This is a genomic window from Mycoplasmopsis bovirhinis (assembly GCF_900660515.1).
GTDB lineage: Bacteria > Bacillota_I > Bacilli_A > Mycoplasmatales > Metamycoplasmataceae > Mycoplasmopsis > Mycoplasmopsis bovirhinis.
Map to the genome: position 1 here is coordinate 635,053 of NZ_LR214972.1, position 23,387 is coordinate 658,439.

At 27.5% G+C, this 23,387-nt stretch carries 16 protein-coding genes and 1 tRNA gene; 9 read left to right on the forward strand and 8 right to left on the reverse strand.

Annotation, left to right across the window (positions count from 1 at the left end; translation table 4 throughout):
• Nucleotides 1–34: 34 nt before the first annotated feature.
• Nucleotides 35–2,557 carry a UU173 family protein gene (locus EXC44_RS02595; RefSeq protein WP_129621698.1) on the reverse strand — a complete coding sequence of 841 codons (2,523 nt, stop codon included), beginning with the start codon at nucleotides 2,555–2,557 and terminating at the stop codon, nucleotides 35–37.
• Nucleotide 2,558: 1 nt separating this feature from the next.
• Complete coding sequence (locus EXC44_RS02600; protein WP_099309642.1) at nucleotides 2,559–3,020, reverse strand: L-threonylcarbamoyladenylate synthase; 462 nt, start codon at nucleotides 3,018–3,020, stop codon at nucleotides 2,559–2,561.
• A 79-nt stretch (nucleotides 3,021–3,099) separates the two neighbouring features.
• On the opposite strand from EXC44_RS02600, the gene EXC44_RS02605 reads away from it, so the two are divergent.
• From EXC44_RS02605 to EXC44_RS02620, 4 genes are read left to right on the forward strand one after another with little or no spacing between them, the layout of a single operon-like run.
• Nucleotides 3,100–4,140, forward strand: coding sequence for a DUF3137 domain-containing protein (locus EXC44_RS02605; protein ID WP_129621700.1), 1,041 nt, complete (start codon nucleotides 3,100–3,102; stop codon nucleotides 4,138–4,140).
• 43 nt (nucleotides 4,141–4,183) lie between these two features.
• Nucleotides 4,184–4,753: a chromate transporter gene (locus tag EXC44_RS02610; RefSeq protein WP_120160462.1), complete on the forward strand. Its 570-nt coding sequence runs from the start codon at nucleotides 4,184–4,186 to the stop codon at nucleotides 4,751–4,753.
• A gap of 3 nt (nucleotides 4,754–4,756) precedes the next feature.
• Nucleotides 4,757–5,413, forward strand: a complete 657-nt coding sequence (locus EXC44_RS02615; protein WP_129621702.1) for a chromate transporter — start codon at nucleotides 4,757–4,759, stop codon at nucleotides 5,411–5,413.
• 14 nt (nucleotides 5,414–5,427) lie between these two features.
• A complete protein-coding gene (locus tag EXC44_RS02620; protein ID WP_129621704.1) occupies nucleotides 5,428–8,142 on the forward strand; it encodes a cation-translocating P-type ATPase in 2,715 nt (904 codons plus the stop codon).
• A 42-nt stretch (nucleotides 8,143–8,184) separates the two neighbouring features.
• Here the strand turns inward: EXC44_RS02620 and EXC44_RS02625 are convergent, their stop codons facing one another.
• The 6 genes from EXC44_RS02625 to mnmA all read right to left on the reverse strand — a co-directional run bounded on the left by EXC44_RS02625 (nucleotide 8,185) and on the right by mnmA (nucleotide 15,185).
• The gene (locus EXC44_RS02625; RefSeq protein WP_129621706.1) at nucleotides 8,185–9,684 is read right to left on the reverse strand and encodes an APC family permease; all 1,500 of its coding nucleotides are present in this window, start codon (nucleotides 9,682–9,684) and stop codon (nucleotides 8,185–8,187) included.
• A gap of 130 nt (nucleotides 9,685–9,814) precedes the next feature.
• Complete coding sequence (gene greA / locus EXC44_RS02630; RefSeq protein WP_129621708.1) at nucleotides 9,815–10,303, reverse strand: transcription elongation factor GreA; 489 nt, start codon at nucleotides 10,301–10,303, stop codon at nucleotides 9,815–9,817.
• A 28-nt stretch (nucleotides 10,304–10,331) separates the two neighbouring features.
• Entirely contained in the window at nucleotides 10,332–11,018 is a 687-nt protein-coding gene (locus tag EXC44_RS02635) for a BC85_0335 family putative methyltransferase (protein WP_223213752.1), read from the reverse strand.
• Nucleotides 11,006–11,440, reverse strand: a complete 435-nt coding sequence (gene ruvX / locus EXC44_RS02640) for a Holliday junction resolvase RuvX (RefSeq protein WP_099309634.1) — start codon at nucleotides 11,438–11,440, stop codon at nucleotides 11,006–11,008. The genes EXC44_RS02635 and ruvX overlap by 13 nt, the downstream gene beginning before the upstream one ends.
• Nucleotides 11,428–14,052 (reverse strand): alanine--tRNA ligase, encoded by a 2,625-nt coding sequence (alaS, locus tag EXC44_RS02645; RefSeq protein ID WP_129621710.1) that lies wholly within the window; start codon nucleotides 14,050–14,052, stop codon nucleotides 11,428–11,430. The genes ruvX and alaS overlap by 13 nt, the downstream gene beginning before the upstream one ends.
• An 8-nt stretch (nucleotides 14,053–14,060) precedes the next feature.
• Nucleotides 14,061–15,185 (reverse strand): tRNA 2-thiouridine(34) synthase MnmA, encoded by a 1,125-nt coding sequence (mnmA, locus tag EXC44_RS02650; RefSeq protein WP_129621712.1) that lies wholly within the window; start codon nucleotides 15,183–15,185, stop codon nucleotides 14,061–14,063.
• Between the two features lie 86 nt (nucleotides 15,186–15,271).
• Between mnmA and EXC44_RS02655 the strand changes: the two genes are divergently transcribed.
• The 5 genes from EXC44_RS02655 to EXC44_RS02675 all read left to right on the forward strand — a co-directional run bounded on the left by EXC44_RS02655 (nucleotide 15,272) and on the right by EXC44_RS02675 (nucleotide 23,302).
• Nucleotides 15,272–15,348: transfer RNA gene (locus EXC44_RS02655), tRNA-Arg, on the forward strand.
• Between the two features lie 75 nt (nucleotides 15,349–15,423).
• Nucleotides 15,424–17,214, forward strand: coding sequence for an ABC transporter ATP-binding protein (locus EXC44_RS02660; protein WP_129621714.1), 1,791 nt, complete (start codon nucleotides 15,424–15,426; stop codon nucleotides 17,212–17,214).
• Between the two features lie 12 nt (nucleotides 17,215–17,226).
• Nucleotides 17,227–19,164: an ABC transporter ATP-binding protein gene (locus EXC44_RS02665; RefSeq protein WP_129621716.1), complete on the forward strand. Its 1,938-nt coding sequence runs from the start codon at nucleotides 17,227–17,229 to the stop codon at nucleotides 19,162–19,164.
• 520 nt (nucleotides 19,165–19,684) lie between these two features.
• On the forward strand, nucleotides 19,685–21,808 hold the full coding sequence (locus tag EXC44_RS02670; protein WP_129621718.1) for a bifunctional metallophosphatase/5'-nucleotidase: 2,124 nt from the start codon (nucleotides 19,685–19,687) through the stop codon (nucleotides 21,806–21,808).
• A gap of 147 nt (nucleotides 21,809–21,955) precedes the next feature.
• Nucleotides 21,956–23,302 (forward strand): BMP family ABC transporter substrate-binding protein, encoded by a 1,347-nt coding sequence (locus EXC44_RS02675; protein ID WP_129621720.1) that lies wholly within the window; start codon nucleotides 21,956–21,958, stop codon nucleotides 23,300–23,302.
• Nucleotides 23,303–23,387 lie beyond the last annotated feature (85 nt).

Sequence of the window (23,387 nt, forward strand, 5' to 3'; positions counted from 1 at the left end):
CACAAAGTTAAATATTCTTGCATTGGTTCTAAAGTTAATTAATTAAATCAAAAGATAATTCGTTATTTTTTAGTTGATATTTACCTAAAGTAACAAAACCATTTGAATTATCTAATTTATATTCATAAGCATCAATATTACCAAAAAATATCTTTGCTAAGTACATAATAAGATCATAAACCATGATCATTGCTCTAACATCATTTTCACAATATTTTTTTAATTCTGGAACAATATTATTTTCTCAAACTGAATCATTAGTTGCTTCTAAAAACCTATTAATTGCTTCCTTCATAGCCATGGTTCCCTTTTGGATTTTTAACGTTGAATAAGGTGTGATTATGTTTTTAACTTTAATATTATTTTCAGTAATAAATTTTTCGATTTTTTTAATTGAATAAAAACTTTTTAAATATGAAAGTTGAATATATGCTATTGGCAAAGATGTTTGTGGTTTAGTTACATTATTAATAATCTTGATTTCATTTGCTTCTTGACTAAAATAAAAGGTGTTTTGGCTTTGATCATCATCTAGTTTCTTAGGCGTAAAAACATCAGCCAAATCAATTGTATTAGAGTTAATATGTTCAATTTTATGAGCAAAAAGTTTGTAAGCAGATTCAAGTGTATTATTATATCTTTGCATTAACCATTTACCAAATTCTAAATCTAGCTCATTAAAGATTTTGTTTCGTACTAATTTGAGAATTTCATTATTACGGGTATTTTCATAACCTTTATTGTAAACAACATAATAATGGCATTTATCTTTATAAATTGCATCAATAATTTCAACAAAATCTTGGCAAGTAATATTCTTTGGATCTTTGACAATATTTTCACAACTTTGCTCAATTCCATTTTTAGTTGTAATAACTGATACTTGACAAACTACTTGGTTGTAACTTGCTATGCCATCTACTGGGGGAAAGATATCTGAAAAACCTTCATAGTCATACCAAGAGATAAGTGCATCTTTGATGTGAATGTTTTTAATGATATTTAAAGTTTCAATATTGAAACTACTTGGAATACTATTAAAATCATTAATACTATCTTTTAATAATTGTATTGATCTTATATCTTTAGTTTTTTTGAATTTACCAGAATACTGAATATATTCAAAGTTTTCGCTTTTTAATAAATATTCTCTTAATAAATTAGTGATTTCTTTTGCTTCCTTAATAAAAAAATCATTAATTTCAATTCAATCATAATTGATTAAATAGTTAACCTTTGATTGGTTTAATCAATTATTTACAATATTTAATGATTTAACATTATCTTGTTCATTTGAATCATAATATTTAGCAAAAAACAAAATTGCATTAATGTTTATCTCGCTATTAAATTCTAAAAATGCTTTAATTATGAGTTTAAGATACCAATTAAAGTCTTGGAAGCTAAAAAATTCTTTAATAGCTTGTTTTTTAGTTATTGGCTTTAAATTCGGAATAACTAATTTATAAGCTTCAATATTAGGATACTCAAAAGCAGCAAACATGTTTTGAAACCTAAAATGACCTTGGTATTTATTAATTGGTAAATCATCTTTAATTGAATCATAAAATGAATTTAAAGAACTTAATAATTCAATTTTATAACTAGCTTTATTAATCACTCATATTTCTTGCTCAATTTTATTATTTTTAGCACAAGCTAAAAAACTATTATTAAAAGGATACTTAACAAAATTTATTGGATAATTGTGTGAAGTAGCATTTTCAAAAGTAGCATTAAAAAATTCTAGTCCTAGTCCAGATTTTTTCATAAAAAATTCCAGATTATTTAAATAATCTAAATATGGAAGACTTTTACTTTTTGTAATTGTATTAGAAACCCAAGCAGCTTCAGTAATTAAGAAACTTAACTTATTTTTTTTCGGTGTATTAAAAATTTTATCCCTTGGATCAATGATAATATTTTTAATAGAATTTATTTCTAAATTTAATTTTTTAGCAATATTATATAAATAATATGATAAATAATATGTTTCATATTTTGAGGTAGATGTATAAGATAATAAAAATATACTTATCTTTTGATCTTTAATATAAAGAGCAAAAGGATTATACAAAAAGGTAAAGGTATGATCATTTTGAAATTTATCAAAACCTAAAACTGGATTTAAAATAACTAGTTCTAAGTTTAAATCTAATGCATGTTGAATTAATTCTAAAGTTTGTCTAATTTTAACTTCTTTTTTAGTTGATAAAGAGATAATTTTTAAATTTTCTTTCGAAATTTTAAGTTCATTAAGAAGGAAGTTTTCTGCTTCTTGCTTATATTTATGAAAGTTAGAAGCCAAAATTTCAATATATGAATCATTAGCTAAGTCAAACGAATCAAGTTCTAATTCGTGCATTAATTCATATGTATTAGAATTATCAATTTCTTCATCTCTTTCATCTTCAAAACTACTGTCAAAAAATTTACTATCAACTTTAGTTTTTAAAGTTTCCAAGATTGCATCATTATTAAAAATTAAAGCAGGGTTTAAGGCAAAGACACGTTTAAAAGTGCTTCAGTTAATAAAAATATTTTCATTTTGTTTCATTTTACCTCTTGATTATTTCATTTGTATCTAAATTAATTAGAGTGCTTGGTTTACCAGAAGGTTTACCAAAATTATAAATTTTAGAAATTTCAGGAAAGACTCTAGAAGCCTGATCAATATTAATAACTTTTTGTCCTGAAATATTAGCACTTGACATATAAATTGGGCCGATTTTATCAATTAATTTTAATAAGCCAAGATGATTTGGAATACGAAAACCTTGGTTATTAATAATTATTGTTGTTGGACCTGGCCAATATTGCTTAGATATTAATTCGGCTTCTTTGGTTCATTGTTTGAATTGGCGTAGTTGCCCATAATTACTAACTAAGATAATTATTTTTTTGTTTAAATCTCTTTTTTTAATTACATAGATCTCATTTAATGTTTCTTTTGATACAATTCCTCCAATTCCAACAATTGTATCAGTTGTTGAAATAAATAACTTTGATTCATGTTTCATATAAATATTATAAATATTTATATAAATTACAAAAAAAAATAGTAAAATAAATATATAAATTTTTAGAAGGAGGAATTAAATGAAAATAGTAAATGATTACAAAGATTTTAATTCATATAAACAAATAACTGATGAACAGCTAGTTCCACTGTTCAAAAAAGCAATTGACGATTCTTTTGAAAGCAACGAGTATAAAAAAGCAAAAAAATGATTATTAGCTTTTTTAATTTTAGTTGGAATAACTGGCTTATTTTTCCTCATAGGAATTATTTTATTTGTTAATATTACTAGTAAAGAAGTAATTTATGCAGCAATAGCAATGCTTATTATTGGTTTAGTTTTCTTAGGAATAGATGCACTAATTTATGGTTATATAAAAAGACTCAAAGATCGTATCTTTATGGATTTAGATCGTAGAATTAATGTTATTGAAATTTACAAAAAAGCTTTTAATATTTTAGATTCAAACTTTAATTTTAGTGGATTTTTGAAAGAAGACCAGCAAGGAATCACCCGAGCTAATTTTGAAAATTACCGGCACGTTGTTCCTGATGATGCTTTTGTTGCAAAACTTGGTCCCCAACTACTTTGAAATTTAGATAAAAAATATCCAACAGTTTTACGTAACGCTGAATGAAGAAGAATTACTAAAGATTTTAGAGGAAACCCCAAAGAAGAAACATATTATTCATCAATTTTAATGATTGACACTAAAGCTTTAGGTGATAAAGGATTTTTATTTACACTTTTTGATAAAAAATTCCCAAAAAGTGCTGTGAAACCTATTAACTTTGAAAATAAAGACTTTAATAAAGTTTTCAAAGTTAAATCCGAAGATGAAATTAAAGCTAGAATGATGTATACTCCTCTAGCGATGGAAACATCATTAAAAAGATACCGTGATAATGGTAATTCAAAAGTTAGAAAGTTTACTGTTTTATCAACTCGTAATTACTTAATCTTTGAATTTAGTACTGATTTTGAATTTATGCAATTAGATTGAAAACCAACCCTAAATAAAGATAATCTATTTAGAAGTTTATATAAAGACTTTTTAGTTGATACTTATACACTTTATTACTTATTATCAATTATTTATATTCCATTATATTTAGGATAACAAGAGAAAACATTAGTTTTATTACTATTTTTTTAGGTTAAAGATGCAAAAACAACCAAAATTCTGAACTGTTTTTTGACTGATTATTAAAATTAGTTTTGTTGGCTTTGGAGGCGGGAATGCATTAATGCCAATTATTAAAAAAGAAGTAGTTGATAAAAAAAAGTGACTTGATAATGAAGAGTTTAGTCAAGTTGTTGTCGTTACTAATATGCTCCCAGGAGCATCTGTAATTCAAACTATTTCATATATTTCAATAAAAATGCTTGGGAAACTAAAAGGAACTTTGGTTACTTTAATAGGTATCCTACCTCATGTATTAATGGCTTTTGGTTTTCTATTATTATTTAATAAATTACCAATTGAGTATATTAAAATAATTTCAGTTGGAGTTTTAGTTTCAATTATTGCTTTTTTAATTGACTTTGGCTATAGGTTTTTAAAACAAAGCCAAAGCAGAATTAAATTACCAGTTTGAATCTTAATCTTTTTATTTTCGCTTGCATATTGTTTATTTGTCCCAAGTCCGTATAATATGCCAGTAGTGGCAATTATTTTAATAATTATGATTTACAGCATTATTTATTATATTAGTAAAAGAAAGGGTAAATAACCTATGTTTATTGCTTTGTTTTTATCAATTCCAATGTTAGTTTTAATCTCATTATCAGTTTTTGGTGGCGGACAAGTTTTCATGCCTGTTTTTGAATGGTTTTGAAAATTTTTAAATAATCAATTTAATTTAAATATTAGTGAAGAAAAGATTGTCAATATCTTCACTGTTTCAAATACAACTCCAGGAGTTGTTTCAACTAAATTTGGTTTTTTAACTGGGTATTTAGTTGCAAATGGGCAGTGATGAATGATTTTAGCTGTTTTATTAACTTACATTATCTTTTGTATTCCAGCTATTATCATTATGGTTTTAGCAATGAAATATGTTGATAAATTTAAATCTAATACTTATATGAAAAATTTATTAATTGTCATGAAACCAATAGTAGCTGGAATTATGATTGCTTTAGCTATTCAATTATTTTTAGGCATTATTGAACCAAGTCTTTCATTCAATAAATCAATTGATAATTATTTTAAAATTAAAGAACCTGATAATCATATTTTTACTGCTTATAAAAATATTTTACTCAAATTTTATGTACTTTTAGGAATCCCAACCTCAATTTATTTAATTAAAAAAATTAAATCATTATTTTTAATAATATTAATAAATATAATTATTTCATTAATATTATTTGCAATCCCATATGCTTAAAAAGAAAGGAAAATATGGAAATTAATCTTAATCAAGAATATGTAAAAAACCGCCTTGGTTTAACTAATGAACAAGTTAAGGAGCTGTTAGTCAAACATGGTCATAATACAATTAAAAGTGCAGAAAAGAAAAGTATCTTTAAAATCTTTTTAGGGCAATTTAAAGATTTTATGATTATCTTATTGCTTATTGCAGCAATCTTTAGTTTAGGAGTTGCACTTTATGAAACTTTTGGTGCACCCCAAAGACCTGAAACTAAAGAAATAGTCATTAGTTTTGTCGAACCCTTTATTATTTTAATTGTTATTATTTTAAACTCATGTCTTGGTACTTATCAAGAAATTAAAAGTGATCAAGCTGTTAAAGCTTTAGAAAAAAATAACCAACTAAATGCTAAAGTTATCAGAAGCGGTGAAATTGTTTCAATTCAAGCCACTCAAATTGTTCCTGGTGATTTAGTTATTGTTGAAGCTGGTGATTATGTTGGAGCTGATGGCATTTTGCTTGAAGCATATTCGCTTCAAGCAGTTGAAGCAGCCTTAACTGGAGAATCATTGCCAGTACCTAAAGAAGTTAATTATGATTTAGATCTTAGCAAACTTACACTTGGCGAAAGAACTAACTTCTTATTTTCAGGAACTTATATAACAACTGGAAGGGGAATTATTTTAGTTACTGAAACCGGTTTAAATACTGAAATAGGTAAAATTAATAAGTTAATTGAGACGCAAGAAGTTCAATTAACTCCATTACAAATTAAACTTAATAAATTAAGCAGAATTTTTGGAATTAGTGGAGTAGTTTTATTATTTTTAACCACAATTACTCAATTGCTTATTACAAATACTTTATTAATTTCTGGTGGTTGAACTAACCCAGAAACTTATTCAAGTGCTTTAATCGTAGGAATTTCACTCGCAGTTGCAGCTATTCCTGAAGGTTTAATTACCTTTACAACTGTCTTATTAGCCATTGGAGTTTCGAAAATGGCTAATAAGAATGTGATTATTAAAAGTTTTCCTGCTGTTGAAACTTTAGGTTCAACAAATGTTATTTGTTCTGATAAAACTGGAACATTAACCGAAAACAAAATGACAGTTGTAAAGTTTGAAGACATTACTAAACCAAAACTATTATCTGATTCAAAAACCTTATCATATTTTGTAGCATGTTGCGATGCTTCAATTACTTTAAAAGAAAATGGTGAATATGAAGAAGTAGGAGATCCAACTGAAATAGGTATTTTAATTTATGGTATGCAAAACCAAAATTCGGCTACTAACTTTTATTTAAAACATAATAAATTAGACTCATTGCCTTTTGATAGTGATCGTAAGGCAATGTCGGTTTTAGTGTCTAACAATGAGCAAAATACCATCATTGTTAAGGGTGCTCCAGATGTTATTTTAAATAAATCAAACAATGTTGTTTCTTCATACTATAACTTAGTAGAAGAATGATCAAATCAAGCTTATAGAGTAATTGCTATTGCTTATAAAGACGTCGCTAAAACAAAAACCACTTTAACTTTAGAAGATGAAAATGATTTAACTTTTTTAGGCTTAATTGGAATGATTGACCCCACCCGTAAGGGAGTTAAAGAAAGCATTACTGAAGCAAAAGCAGCAGGAATTAAACCTGTTATGATTACTGGTGATCATTTAACAACTGCACTATCTATTGCTAAAGAATTAAAAATCCACGAACCAGGCGATAAAGCAATTAATGGAGCTACTTTAGCAACTATGAGTGATGAAGAGCTCAAAGAACAAGTTAAAGATATTTCAGTTTATGCCCGGGTTAATCCTGCCGATAAATTAAGAATTGTTAAAGCATGGCAATCACATGATCAAGTTGTTGCTATGACTGGAGATGGAGTTAATGATGCTCCTGCTTTAAAAGCAAGTGATGTAGGCTTAGCTATGGGAATAACTGGAACAGACGTTTCTAAGCAAGCTGCAGATGTTATTTTAACTGATGATAATTTTACGACTATTGTTAAAGGTATTAAAAGTGGTCGTGAAACATTTGATCGTATTAAATCTGTTATTTTGAATTTATTAGTTTCATCATTAACAGAAATTATTGTGATGCTTTTTGGGCTTTTTGTTCTAGCCTTTATTTTTAAAAATGATATTCAAGGTAAGGATTTAATTATCCTCTCAGCTTCACAACTTTTATGAATTAACTTATTAACTCATGGCCTTCCTGCAATTGCATTAGGCATGAGTCCTAACGATTCAGACGTTATGAAACGTGGACCATTTTCAAAAAATGAAAGTATTTTTTCAAGGGGAATGGGTAAAAATTTACTTATTCATAGTATCATATTAAGTATTTTTTCAATTCTTTCCTACACTGTTGCAGGATTTTATGCTAGAAGTCAAAACATTACTGGCGAACAATTTATCAGACTTACTTCAACAAGTATGTTTTTAACGCTTGGAATTGGAGCTAGTCTTAATTCACTCAATTTAATGTCAAAAAGATCAATTTTTAACTTTAGTTGATCAAAATATAAACTTGTTTACCTAGCAACAATTTTTTCAACTATTTGTGTTTTATTTGCAGCCTTTATTCCTGGAGTTAGAGATGTCTTTAAAATGGCTGAAATATCTCAAATTAAGGATTATAACATTGTTTACTGGCTTTTACCAATAATCTTTGGTTTAGGACTTATAATTTTTGTAGAAATTGAAAAACTAATTAAATTTATTATTAAAAAATAAAACAAAACCATAAAGGAATTTCTTTATGGTTTTTAAATTAAATTATTCAGTTACAGCGGTCATTTTTGATGCTGCAAAGTCTTGAATAATGTTTCTTTTGAAAATTTTTTGTTCTAGTTTAAAGTTGATTCAAGGGAATGAGATAAAGAAAATAAGCATAATTGCATATAATAAGATAGGAACATAGTTTTTAATTAAACTACCTTTTTTATTATCTCAAAATACTCCTCAACCAGATGGGTTAGTTCTATCACTTGCTAAGTTTTGGAATTGGAAAACTAAGTAAGATAATTCCACAAATAAAATTCCAGCTATTGCTAAAACAGAGCTAATATAAAATAAATAGTTATTAATTTTCTTAGTTTCGTTATACTCTTTTCTTTTTAAAGTATATTTAAAGATTAATAATCCATAAATTACAAAAAAGAAAAGAGTAGGGAAGTTAGAAATAGCATCCATTAAAATATCGGTATTTAGCGCTAAGCTTGGTACTAAGATAGTGAGGAAATAAAAGGCATGTATAATTACAATATAAATAATATTTGTTTTTGCTAAGGTAAATTTTTTTAATAATGCTTTAGAGCCAAAGATAAAATGATTTTGTACATTCATACTTAATTCATTAACAAAAGCAGATGAAATTCCATTAGTTACACCTAAAGCTGATAAGAATATAAAGAAGATTACAACCATTGTAATATTATCTTTCCATTTACCAGGTAGTGAATCACTTAATAATCCATGTACATTACCTGCAGAGTGTAAAATTGACGAAATTGCAATTAATGAATATAGAACAACCACAAATATCATCGCAAATAAAATTGCTTTTGGAACTGTCTTAGTAGGGTTTTTAGTTTTTTCTGAAATTGAACTTGAAACTAAAAATGCATCATAAGCAAATAAAACTGCTGGTAAGGCTGCAATAATTCCTTTAAGTGTAAATGCATTTTTTAAAATTGCATTTGATCCATTATTATTGTGTGTATTTGGGAAAATAATCCCAATAAATAAAGCAGCAAACAACGGTAAGAATTTAATAATGGTAATTATAAATTGGAATTTACCTGCAGCTTGGTATGATCAGATATTTAAAGCTAAGAAAAATACAGTTATAACTAATCCAACAAATATATGAGTTGCTATGGTGATTGATTTATAAGAAATCACATCAGAAAGAACAAAGAAATAAAATAAAGCTTCAGATGCAAAAATTCCAAGTACCGTATTTAAAATTCCTCAGTAAAAAAATGCATAACCAAGTGAATTATGGTAAGCTAGTTTTGGATTTTTAGTAATTTTATAAACTCAGTTACTAAGACCTTGTAATTTACCATTTTTAAATGATCCAATTTCAGCAAAAGATACAGCAGCAGCCATTGATATTAGCCCACCAATAATTCAAGCAAATAATCATGATACTCCATCTCCATCAACTGCTTTAGAAATTGAACCATTTTTAAAGAAGATTCCAATCCCGACAACGGAACCGACGATCATTGCAATTGATAAAACTAGACCAATTTTTTTCTCTTTTGACATTTAACCTCCTTATAATTTATAAGTTCAAATGCTGAATATATTGACTAATTATACACCAAAATTAGTATATATTAAAAATGTATAAAAAATTCTAAAACAACTTAAGTGTTTTAGAATTTTGTCAATTAAATTATAAATGTTTGATTGAAAGAATGCGAATATTATATTTAATTGGAGCTTCAACTTCAATTTCTTCACCAACTTGTTTTCCTATCATTGCTAAAGCAAGTGGTGAAGCAGTTGAAATTTTGCTTTCAAATGGATTGGCATCATGTGAACCAGTGATTTTCACGGTTCTAGTAACATTATTATCTAAATCTAAAAATTCAATTTCAGTGTTAATACTTACACTATCATCAGTGCGGTTTGAATTAGATTCAATAATAATTGAACGATCAATAATAACTTCTAATTCTTTAATCCGCCCCTCAACAACACCTTGCCTTTCACGGGCCGCATCATATTCTGCATTTTCAGATAAGTCACCTTGTGCCCTTGCTTCTTTTAAAGCTTCTTGGACCGCAGGACGTTCAACATTAATTAATTTATTATATTCTGTAAGATATTCATCATATTTTTCTTTTGAAAGATATATTTTTTGATTGTTTATTTCGCTCATTAACACTCCCTAGATTATTATAGTTTTACTATTTTACTATATTTTCATGATTTTTATTGGTAATAAATAGAAATCTTGTTGAAAAATACGAAATTTCAAAATTTATTTTTTTGTTTTTCAAGAAAAGAGAAAAATTGTTGAGCTCTTTTCTTGAAATATTTTGCAATCTAATGCAAATCATACCTGATTCATTAAGCTTGTGGTAAAACTTATTAAAAATAGTTTCTAAATTATAAGTTGAATCAAATACTCCAATAAAATCAAGATTTTGCTCGTTATATAAATTTATATTATCTTGGTATAAATCGGGGTGCTTTAAAACAGCTTGATTTAACTTAGGTAAATCAAGATTTTGAACATCATAATATGTCTTACCTTGTGTTTTAATAGCTAAACATGAAAAGGCAAATTCATGATTGTTAGCTAAGATTAATTTATCATAATATTTGTTGATAAAAACTGTATTAATCATTCCTTCAATATCATATGGATTAATGTTATTTTTAAAATAATTTTCGAGTTCGAAAGGTAAAATACCAATATCATTACGTAATGATTTGATTTGTTCAAATGATTCTCGTTGTAATTTTTGCACATATTTTTTAGTATATTTTTTTGTTCATATTAATATACCAATATAAACACTAAAACCTACAGCAATTGCAATGACTGCGGAAATTATTAAAATAGTTCTTCAATTCATTATTTGTCTCACTTGTTTTGGTAATATTCTAAATAATCTTCTAAAATTAATTGGGCTGCCATTTTATCTTTATGTAATTTACGTTTTTGCCGAGTTAATCCTGCATTAATCATAATTTGATGTGCTTTTTTTGTGGAATATTGTTCATTAATTAATAGATATGGTAAATTTAGATTTTGTTTTAAAGCTGCTACAACTTTTTCAACAAACAAAGTTGTTGGACTTTTGCTTCCATCTAGTTTTATTGGATAACCAATTATTAAACCATCAATTTTATATTTAGCTTCTAAATTTTTTATATATTCAATGATTTTCTCTAGCGCTTGATCCTCTTGGTATCTAAGAGTCTCTAAATTACTAGCAATAATTTCTGATTCGTCAGTTATAGCAAAGCCACAAGTTTTAGTTCCAATATCTAGAGCTAATTTTCTCAATTTAAACCTTCTTGGATGAATTTTGTTAAATTTTCTGTAGATGCAATTTTACCCATTGATAAAATAGCATTTCCACCACCTTTTCCATTAAATTTTTGGAAAATTTGTTGGGCTAAAAAGTTAGAATTTAAAATTTTAGAAGCAACAACAAGCATTGGATTTAAACCTTTAGTGACGACAAAAAATGTGGTATCTAAATATTTTTCTCGTAAGGTCGTGGCTATAACTTTTGGATTATCTTGCATGGAAACTTCTAGTAAACTAAATTTAAAACCTTTAAATGTTTTAAATTCAATATTGTCATATGAAAATAAAGTATTAGTTTCTTTTTGTTTTTGTAATTTAACATAGTCATTTCTAATTTGACTAATTGCATTATTTAGAAGATTAATTGAATCTTCTAAATTATTATTTAAATTAGGTTCAAAAGTATAATTTTGATCTAATAATTTATTCCGGTTAATTAAATTATTAACTTCTTGTAATAATTCGTCTTGTTTATTTTTTAAATATTCATTAACTAGTCTATGGGATGAAATAGCTCTAATTCGAAAAACTGTAGCTGATTTTTTTTCAACACTAATTATTTTAAAATTCTCTAATTTGCCTGAATTACTCAGGTGAGTTCCACCACATAAGTCAGCTGTAATATTATCAAATTTAACAATTCTAACTGAATTAGGGTCCATATATTCTGCTTCTTCTAAAGTCATAATAGCACCCATTTCTTTAGCTTGATTAGTTGTCATATTTAAATAATGTCTTGTTGAAGAAAGTTTAATGTAACTTTTGACTAAGTTTTCAATTTTTGCAATTTGTTCATTAGTAGGTTTAGTATCAGCTGGAAAATCAAATGTCAATCTTTCTTCGTTATTATCACTTCCTAGTTGTTTAATTTGTGGACCCAAAACCGTTCTTAAAGCAGCAAATAAAAAGTGAGTTCCAGAGTGATTACGTTCAAGTCCTAAACGAATCTTTGGGTCAACAAAACATTCTACTGGATCTATTTTATTGATAGTTCCGCTTACTTTATGAATATGATTACCATATTTATCCTTAAAGACATCTAAAACAGTAATCTTACGGTTATTTTGTGTGATATAACCTTTATCATGTCTTTGACCCCCACTTGTGGCATAAAAAGGTGTTTGTTTTAAAACTAAATATCCAATACCTTCAATAGTTTCTTGTTCTGTTTCTTGATCTAGTAAATATAAAATTTCTGTTTTAGCTTCTATAAATTCATAGCCAACAAAGTTATCAACTTTTTGAGTTATCAAAGTTAAAGAGTTGATAACTTTATCCATTCCCGAAACTTTATTTCCTTTACTTGCATTTTCATGTTTGGTTTTAGCCTCTAAATAAGCTTCTTTATCTATTGAAATACCTTGTGAAGCTAAAATTTCTTCAGTTAATTCAAACGGGAAGCCATAAGTTTCAAATAATTTAAATGCTAAAGCACCATCAAAGATTTTTTGGTCCTCTGAAATATGTTTATTTAAAAGTTGGCGGCCATTTTCAACTGTTTTAGCAAAAGCTTGTTCCTCATCAATAATAATTTTGATAATTTGATCTTGATTATATTCATACGGAAGAGTATTTTTAACTACTTGAACTAATTTATGTAAAATTGGTTTTTTAATACCTAATAACATAGTGAAATATAGGCTGCGGCGAATTAGACGTCTAATAATATATCCTCGACCTACATTTGAAGGCTTAGCTCCATCACCAGCTGCATTAACTACAGCTCTCATATGATCGGCAATAACTTTAAAGTATGTATTTATTTCAGCTTGCTTTGGTTCTTTGACGAAATAATTATCTGCATCATATCTATATTTAGTATATTTTTCAATTTCATGAATAATTGGTAAAAATAAATCAGTATCAAAATTAGTAGGAGCATCTTGCAAGATTGAAACAATTCTTTCAAATCCTGCACCAGTATCAATGTTTTTTTGTTTTAATTCAGTGTAATTCCCTTGTCCATCTGAGTTAAAGGTTGAAAAAACAATATTTCAAATTTCAATATAACGATCATTTTCAATATCATTTTTTAATAGTTCAACACCTCTTTGATCATATTTAGTCCCACGATCATAAAAGATCTCAGTATTAGGCCCACAAGGACCAGAACCAACTTCTCAAAAGTTGGTTTTTTTATCTCCTGCAATCATATGTTCCTCACTAAAACCTTGCTTGATTCATAAATTTTTAGTTTCTAAATCTTCATAATAGTAGGTGAAATAAAGCTTATCTTTATCTAATTTTAATTCTTCAAGCAAAAATTTTGTTGCTAATTCAATTGCCTCTTTTTTAAAATAATCACCAATTGAAAAATTACCAAGCATTTCAAAAAAAGTATGGTGCCTTGCAGTTACTCCAACATTTTCAATATCATTAGTACGAATAACTTTTTGTGAGTTAACCATTTTAGTTGAAGGTGGATTTTTTTTACCTTCAAAATATTCTTTTAATGTTGCTACTCCACTATTAATTCACAAAAGCGAAGGGTCATTTTGTGGAATTAAACTTTTTGAAGGAATAATTAAATGGTCATTTGCTTCAAAAAAGTTTAATCATTTAGCTCTAATAAGTTTTGAATTCATAAATACTCCTATAAGTAATCTATTTTTTTATCATTAATAAATAATTCATCAATAGTTGCCCCGCCAATGCATTTATCTCCATCATAAAAGACAACTTGTTGCCCAGGAGTAACTGCTGAAGAAGTTTGGGGGTAAAATACTTTAATTTGATTTTGGTTTAAAATTTCTATTGTAACTTTAATATCTTGTTGACGATATCTAAATTTTGCACTTAGATTATTTTTATCATAATCTAAGTTGTTGAAAGTATAACCTGAAGCAACTAAGGAATCAGAAAGTAAATATTCTGGTTTTGAACTTGGAGCAACATATAAAATATTTTCTTTAACGTTATGACCACAAACATAATAAGGTTCTTTGTTGCCACCAAGGTTTAATCCTTTACGTTGCCCAATTGTATAATAAAAAACTCCAACATGTTTTCCAACAATTTTTTTTGTGGTAATATCAACAATATTGCCTTCTTGTGCTGGAATATAATTTTGCAAGAATTGTCCAAAATTTCTTTCCCCAATAAAACAAATTCCTGTGGAATCTTTTTTATTGGCAGTTACTAAATCTAAATTAGTTGCTATTTGCCTAATTTCTGGTTTAGTTAAATTAGCTAAAGGCATAAGGACTTTTGCTAATTTTTCGCTAGTTAATTGAGCTAAAAAATAAGTTTGATCTTTATTATGATCTTTAGCCCTGTATAAATGTCCATTTTCAACTTTGGCATAGTGGCCCATGGCAATGTAATTGGCATTTAACTCTTCAAAAGCATATTTAGCAAAAGAATTAAATTTTATATATTTGTTACACAAAATATCTGGGTTAGGAGTTCTGCCTTTAGCATATTCTTCAAGGAAATTTTGGAAAACGTTATCCCAATATTCTTTAACAAAGTCAACTCTGTGCAGAGGAATATGGAGTTTTTTTGCTACTTTAATAGCATCAGCATAATCCACTTCTTGTGGACAAACTTGGTCATTTAAAGTATCATTACCTAAAATATCATTATTAGCAAGACTATCTCAATTTCGCATAAAAAGTCCAATTACTTCATATCCTTGCTCTTTTAATAAGTAAGCAGCTACTGATGAATCTACTCCACCACTTAAGCCAATAACAACTCTTTTTTTGGTTTTATCCATAATTCTCCTTATATTTTGAATATAGTATTAAAAATTATATTGAATTTTTTTGATTTTTTATAATTTATGTTAAAATTTATACGAGTGGTCGCGTAGCTCAGCAGGACAGAGCACGAGCCTTCTAAGCTTGTGGTCAGAGGTTCGAATCCTCTCGTGATCGCCATTTTTTTTATAACTTTTTTATAAAAATATTATAAAATTAATATAAAAAATGTTATATGTAGACTATGAGGTTAATATGATCCAAACACTTAAAATCTTACCAAAGAAAATTAAGATACAGTTTTTAATTGGGGTGTTAATTTTAGTTTTAAATGTTGGGTTAACAATGTTAACTCCAATTTTTATCTCCCAGTTTTTACCCTTATTAATCGATAAAAAAGAGTTATATGAAATTGAAGTTTTTAAAAATGTTATATATAGCGCCAAAGACTTTACCTCTGCTTTTATATTTTTATTAGTTTCAACAATTGCTTTAATTATTAGCGGAGCTTTAACATCTTTTGGTAGTTTATTTATTATAGTTTGAGCTGGTGAAAATGCTTCAGAATTTTATCGCAATATTTTATATGCTAAATATCAAAAATTAAGTTTAAAAGATATTTCACATTTTAGTGTTGAATCATTGATCACAAGAATTAATGATGATGTTGCAGTATTTTGAGAATTTTTAGTAGGTGCAACTAGTGCTTTAATCAAAGCCCCATTATTCATAGCATTTGGTTTAATTTTTGCTTTATTAACAGATTTAACCTTAACTTGAACAATTGTAGCGATAGTTCCATTAATTATTGGTTCAATTATATATATTTTAATTAAAGTTATGCCATTAATTATTAAAGGAAGAACAATTATTGATAATAACACTAAATCAGTTAATGAAATAATTAACGGAGCAAGGTTGATTAAAGCATATAACTTACAAGAATATCAATATCAAAAATTTAACCAAACTAATAAAGCTTGAAAAGATAATGGTATTAATGTTTTTAATATCTTTTCAATTAATTTACCATTTTTCTTTTTTGCAGTTAACTTAGTTATTGTATTTATCTTTTATGGAGGATATCGCTTATTAGCAGATAATCCTTCACAAGATGTAAGTAAATTAATTGCAAAGATCAACACGTTTATTGAATATGAATTTATGATGGCCCTTGGAGTTTCAATGTTTGGTCAATTTTTGGGAACATTTTTTAGAGCAAGAGTTTCATCAAAAAGAATTATCGATGTTATTAATGCAAAATATGATAATTTAATAGTTTCAAATGGTGAAACATTGCCACATGACCCTTCAAAATATTCAATCAAGATTGAAAATTTTAGTTATAAATATTTTAAAACCTCAGAAAATTATGCTCTTAAAAATATTAATTTCGAATTAGAAGCAGGTCAAACATTAGGAATTATTGGACCTACTGGATCAGGTAAATCTACTTTAGCTAATATTTTAGTTAATAATATGAAATATACTCAAGGTAGTGTTAAAATAGCTGATAAAGAAGTAAATCAGATTAATTCAGCTGATTTACATAAACAAGTTGGAATTGTATTCCAAGAAGCTTTGCTTTATTCAGGAACTATTGAAAGTAATTTAAAATTTGCTAAAGAAGATGCTTCGGAAGATGAAATTAATAAAGCTATTGAAAGCGCTTGTGCTAAGGAATTTATCACTTCATTTCCTGATACTTATGAGCACATAATTGAACAAAGAGGAAAAAACTTATCTGGTGGACAAAAACAACGTTTATCAGTAGCTAGAACACTTTTGACTGATCCTAAAGTATTAATCTTAGATGATACCACTAGTGCTTTAGATAATTTAACTGCTAAAAAAATGGTTGAAAATATCGCAAAAAATTATAAGTGTACCACAGTTATAATTTCGCAAAAAGTAAATTCAATTAAACAAGCCGACAAAATTTTAGTTTTAAATAATGGCGAGATTTTAGATATTGGAACACACGAAGAACTAATTAATAGATGTGCATGGTATCAAGATGTTTACCAAAACCAATTAGAACAATAGCAAAGGAGATTTATGAAAGAAAAATTTTCATCATGACAAGCAATTAAACTTTTATTTTCTTTTGCCAAAGATTTTAAAAAACAAACTATGCTTGGTGGTATTTTTTCCTTTATTAACGCCATTGCATATATTTTTGGAAGTTTATTAATTGGTTTAGTTGTTAGCTCATTTTTTGATCCAATTGCAAATGGAAAAAGTCCTTTTGAGGATTTTGATACTAGCCGCTTCGCTTTAGTCTTAGTGCTTTTAGCAAGTTGTTATATAGCTTATGGATTATTTCGCTACTTAGAAAATAGATATTTTGTTAAAGTAAGTTTTGGAACTGCCACTAACATTCGGAAGAAATTAATTGCCAAAATGTTAAAACTTGATATTAGTTTTTATGATCGCAATAAAGCTGGTGATTTAATTTCAACAGTAATTGGCGATGTTACTAATATTGCCTTTTCATTAAATCAAGTTTTATCTGCTATTATTAACGCTTTTATTAATATTACTTTATCTTTAATAATTATGTTTTTAGTTTCAGCAAAATTAACATTAATTGTAATTCCGTTAACCTTATTAATGTTATTTTGTGTGATGCTTTTAATTAAAAAATCTCAACCATATTTTGAAAGCGTTCGCCATGCATTTGGAAAATTAAATGCCTTTGTTGAAGAAACTTTAACAAATACTAAAATTACTAATTCATTTGAAAAACAAAAACCAATTTTAAAACAACTAGAAGATTTAACAAGAGAAATTAGAAATGTAAGTTTTAAAAGCGACTTAGTTTCAAGAAGTTTTGAAATTATTTATTCAATAATGTCAAACATTATTATTTTAGTTATTGCTGGAATTTCAGCGTTCTTTTTCTTTAGACAAGAACCAATTTGAGGTGTTCCAGGTATAATGGGCAATGCTTCAACTATTGCAACTTCTGGTTTAATTGTTACTTATATTTCTTTAAACTGAAACTTCCTTGGACCATTCCAAAATGCTCTTGGAACAATTTTTGGGGCTCAAAGCGCTGTTGCTTCAGCTACAAGGATTGGTAATTTATTAGCTGAGCCAGAACCAGCAGTTAAAGATCAAAAAATTAAAATCGTTAAAGTTGCTTTAAATTCTGAAACAAATAGTTTTCAGGAAACACAAACTAATGATCCATATGGTTTTTACGCTTGAAAAATTTTTAATGCAGATACTAACATTTTTGAATATAAATCTGTTAAAGGAACTGTTGAATTTGAAAATGTATTTTTCAAATATAATCATAATTCAGAAACTTACCAATTAAAAGAAGCATCATTTACTGCTAAAAGAGGGCAAAAAATTGCCATTGTGGGGCCTACTGGTGCAGGAAAAACAACAATTGTTAATTTATTATCTAAATATTATGAATATAGCTCTGGAAGCATAAAAATTGATGGTCATGAGCTAAAAGAAATAGATACTCGAAATTTAAGAGATATTATGACTATTGTGTTGCAAGATTCGTTTTTATTTAACGAATCAATTATTGATAATTTAAAAATTTCAAATCCTAATGCTACCAAAGAAGAAATCATTCAGGCTGCAAAAATGACACATTCTCATGATTTTATTTTATCAATGGAAAAAGGTTATGATACTTTAATTGAAAATAATGGTGCTAATATTTCACAAGGTCAAAGACAATTACTATCATTAACAAGAGCAATTTTATCAAATCGTAACATTTTAATTTTAGATGAAGCTACTTCAAATATTGATTCAAGCACCGAAAGAATCGTCCAAGCTTCAATGTTTAAATTAATGGAATATAAAACTGCTTTTGTAATTGCGCACCGCCTTAGCACAATTAAAAATTCTGATTTGATTCTCGTAGTTAATGATGGAAAAATTATTGAACGAGGAACCCACGATTCGCTATTAGGACAAAAAGGATTTTATTATAATTTATATAAATCACAATTTAATGAGGTTTAAGAAATAAAACAGCAGAAAAGTATTTCTGTTGTTTTTGACATTTAATATAAAAACTTATGCTATTGCATAATTAAATCTTTAATATTTATAATTATTTTAATTTAGAAAAGCCAGCTATTTAATTAGGTTTTATTTTTAAAATAACCCGCCTTATAAAGCTTATAAATAATATAGTTAGTACTTTAACTTTACTTGGTTTAGTTAGTCCGAGTGATTTCGTATTACTAATTTTTTAATTTATTAAAAAATTAATTTTATTATAAATTTTGCTTATGTTAATAATAAACGAAATAGACAAAATATATAGAAATATTAAAACATAATTTAGAAAATATTGAAAATTAATTAATGTAAACTAAAAATTTTTGGAACTATAGACCTTTTTTATATTAAATTTATTAAAAAATAATTAATATTAGCTAGAAAAAAATATTAAGTTTTCATTGCCTAGTCATAGTTAAGCATCCGAATTTATTATATAATTAAAATATACACAATTTTAATTATTAGGAGCTTATTTATGAAATATAAGAAATTACTACTAAATCTTGCTTCAATTACTGCACTAACTACAGGGTTTACAACTGTGGTTTCATGTACGGATAATAGAAGAAAAGATCCAGTTGATCAACCTTCAAGACAAAAGAGCGAACCTTCTGCACAAAGACTTAGAGAATTATACAGACAAAACAATGTTCGTTATAATGAAAAAATTGCATCTTTTGCAAAAGAATTAGATAAGTTAAAAACTGAATATTCTAATGAAAAAGATGAAACTAAGAAGTTAACTGTTGAGGATAAAATCTTTAACTTATTCTTTGAAGCTAAGGTAACTCTTACCCCACTTGTACATGAATATAATTATTTATTTACAAGATTAAGAGAAGCCGAGTCTTTAGAAAATTCAAAACTGAGAACGATTAAAATTTTCCATTCTAATGATGAACATGGAAGAATTGAATTTGATGATTCTAAATACAATAAATATGCTGGAATGGTTGAAACCAGTAAATACCTAGCAGATAAAAAACGAGATTTATTAATCTCTGCTGGTGATATGGTACAAGGTTTACCTTTATCAGATTCAGATAAAGGAAAAACCATTTCACAAATTGCAAAGTATATGCAATATGACTCAGTAACAGTTGGTAACCACGAGTTTGACTATGGTTTAGAACATATTTTAAAATTAAACCAAAGTACTTCTACAGAGCAAAATAATGTTTCTATGCCATTTATTTCTGCTAATATTTATTATAAAGATTATGCAAATGAGGCTACGAAACCTCAAAACTATGACCAAGCTAAAGTTGGTCAAAGGGTTTTTAAACCATATATTACTAAAAATTTAGAAAGTGGTATTAAAGTAGCTGTTATTGGTTTAACAACACCAGACACAGTTTATACTTCTCACCCTAAAAATTCAGCTCTAGTTGAATTTAGAGCGCCAAGTGATGAGTTGAAAAAAGTTGTTAATGAAATTAAACAAAATGAGCCAGAAATTAAGTTTATTATTGCAGCTACCCACTTAGGTACTGGAAGAAATGATGCAACTTGAACATCTGATTATATTGCCGCGCAAGATCAAGGAGAGGGTTTAGACTTAATTATTGATGGTCATAGCCATTCACTTGTGCCAATCAATAATAAAGATAAAGTTAGTGATCAAAAAAATATTTATATCACCCAAACTGAAGCATATACTAAATATTTAGGTGATATTGATATTACTTTTGATACTGAAACAGGCAAAATTACTGAAGTATTCCAAGTGTTAAGAGATATTAGTCAAATTGAAATTTACAATGCTAATTTAAGTGATAGATTATTATCTAGACTTAAAACAGTTTTTGCTAAGGAAAACTCAGTAAAAGTTTTTGATTCACCTGGAGTTTTCGAACATGTGACTAGTGTAAGTATTGATGGCACTCCATATTGAAAAGGAAGATTAATGCCAACAAGTTTAGGTACTTATGCTGCTGATGCATTAGCTTGAGGCTTTGTAAGCCAAGCACCTTGAACAACTAGAGACAACTTTGAATCAGGGACTTTAGATAACACTATTGGATTATTAAATGGAGGTGGTTTACGTTCTGACTTAAAACAAGGTGAAATCACCCGCGGTAATGCTTTAGCAGTCAGCCCCTTTGGAAACAGAATTGCTGCTGTTAGAGTTAAAGGATCAGTTCTTGTTGAAGCCTTAAAACACGGTTTGGGTGCTGGTAAATCTGGAGGATTCTCGCAACTTTCAACAAACATTTCATATACAGTTAATGCTGTAAAGAAATTAAATACTAAAACACAATTACAAGAACATGTTTGGGAAGCTGATACAACTAGCTTTAAAATTAATGGTAAAGCAATTGATCCAAACAAAAATTACTACATTGTAACAAATGACTTTATTTTAGCTGGTGGAGATGGATACACCATGCTAAATGTTGATACTAATGAAGGAGTAACTTTAGCATATGAAGGTGATAAATATATTGATACTTTAATTGATTATGCTAAAAAAGTTTCTGACAGTGGTGTAACACTAGATCCAAACAAATTTGAAAGTAATTTAGCATCATATTTAAATGCTGATAAATACAGCAAACAAGTTGTTAATATTCCTGAAGAAGCTAAAAAAGTTTCATAATATACAAAATTATCAATTAATAATTAGGTTAAAATTTAATAACTTATTTATATATTTTTAATAATACTTTATAATATTATTAGTACACAAATTTAAATATATTATACATAATATAAACCATATATCAAATATTAATAAGGAGCATTTATGCAATTCAAAAAAATTTTACTTTCAATGTCAGGTATTGGTTCATTACTTGTGCCTGCTATTGCAGTTTCATGTGGAGGATCACAAACTCCAGAATCAGGATATCACAGACGTGATGGTGATTATGTTGCAACTAGCGAAAGAGTTGCAGCGCTTACCACTAATTCAACATTAACTCACGATTATGTACAATCAGATGCAATTAAAGCTAAAAAATTAAAATTTACTTTAATTACTGATACAGGTAATGTAACTGATAAATCATTTAACCAATCAGCTTGAGAAGCTTTAAACGCAATTGGTGATCAAACTCAAAAATCAGATAGAGAACAATCATTTGAGTTTGTTACTGTAAAACCTACTAAATCTACTTATCAACAATCATATAGTACAGCTGTTGATACTGGTACTAATGTGCTTGTTTTACCAGGATTTGCTCATGGTAATGAAATTAAAAAATTCATAGAGCAAAACATTGCTAAATTAAGACAAAATAAAGTTGTTATTATCGGAATTGACTTTACAGTTGATACTGATTATGAATATTTCTACGCTTTAAACTTTGATGTTAACCAAGCTTCATGACAACTTGGATATGCCCTTTCAAAATACTTATCAACAGAGTATGCTAATGCACCAGAATCAAGAAAACTAGCTACATTAGGTGGTGGAGCATTCTTTGGAGTTACTGACTTTATTACTGGATATTTAAAAGGTATTAAAGCATGAAATGATGCTAACCCAACTTTAAAAACAAAACATGCAGAAAGCATTAATTTAAATGCTGGATTTGAAGCAAATGATGCTCAAAACTCAGCAATTACCAATATGTTAGGTACAGGAGCTAAAATTGTTTATCCAGTTGCTGGACCTGCAACAACTCAAACAGTACAATCAGTTACAAGTAACGAAGCTTACCGTGATAAATTAGTTGTTGGTGTTGATGTTGACCAATCTAAAGCAATTCCAAGTAGTTCAGGATACTTCGCAACTTCAGTTCTTAAAAATATTGCACAAGCAACATATGATATTATTTTAGCTAAAGTATTTGGTATTCAAGCTCTTGAAACCAAAATTTCTGCCTTTAAACAAGGAACAAAAAACAATTACTACGGTGGATTTGCAGAAGGTTGAGTAGGTCTTGCACCTTCAACAATTGCAGATACAGCTAAAAGAGCAGTAATGCAAGCTGCTATTGAAGAAGCTAAAACTAAATTTAATGCACTTTCAGCTGAAGAAAAAAAATTCGTTAGCGAGCCAAAAGCTACTAAAGATGCACAAGCAGCTACTGACGAAAACTCAATTAAAACATTAGTTGATGCACTTTTAAATTTAGTAAACCAATAATTTTTTAAAGCTTTTTTATAAGCCGCCTGCTGGCGGTTTATTCTTTCAAATAATAGCATTTACTTTTAATGAAATATAGTGAAAG